General features: G+C 61.8%; 1 protein-coding gene and 1 pseudogene. Both read right to left on the bottom strand.

Going from position 1 to position 594, the window contains the following annotated elements; all coding sequences use genetic code 11:
* Positions 1-278, bottom strand: a pseudogene (locus B5F88_RS20005) (hypothetical protein); the annotation flags it as partial.
* Positions 278-594: single-stranded DNA-binding protein (locus B5F88_RS20000; RefSeq protein ID WP_087937095.1), on the bottom strand; the 317-nt coding region annotated here is incomplete at its 5' end. The pseudogene B5F88_RS20005 and the gene B5F88_RS20000, both read right to left, overlap by 1 nt.

Here is a 594-nt window from a genome sequence, read left to right as displayed (position 1 = left end):
TCCAGCGCCCACTGCTTGGCCTCCAGCAGATCGTCAAAGGCGAACACCAGCATCTGATAGGGCAGGCCGTGCTTGTCGCACAGGGATTTTCGGTTATGCCCGTCAATGACGACCAGATCCTCATTGACGATGATGGAGGTATAGCACCCATTTTTCAGGAGATCCGCCTCCAGCGCACCGAGCTGCTCCTCGCTCAAAGGCGGGAGCAGCTCGGCCATCTCAGGCAGCACGACAGGGGTGCGCTCTGTGCTGCTGTAAATGATCCCAGTGTTCTTCATCAGGCGGCCTCACACTCGCCCTGGTTCTGCCCGGCAGCGGTTGCATCCTCTGCCCGACGGGGGGAGAGGAGCTCCACCTCCGTAGCCTTGATCAGAAAGCCGGGCTGGCGGGTGGGATCGTCAGAAAAAGTGATGGTCTCGAAGTCGCCGGAGGCGGCCAGCTTGCAGCCCTTCCAGGCATAGGCGGCACAGAACTCGGCCAGGGGGCCGCGCACCTTGATGGAGATGAAGTCGGTGAGCCGGTTGCCCTCCTGATCCCGATAGCGGCGGTCCGAGGCGATACGCAGGATGGCATAGGGCTTGCCCGTGGTTTCGT

The sequence above is a fragment of the Flavonifractor sp. An306 genome (assembly GCF_002159455.1).
Classification (GTDB): Bacteria; Bacillota; Clostridia; order Oscillospirales; family Oscillospiraceae; genus Flavonifractor.
The sequence above is the reverse complement of the archived record's forward strand: the minus strand, read 5'-3'. Positions and strand labels throughout refer to the sequence as shown.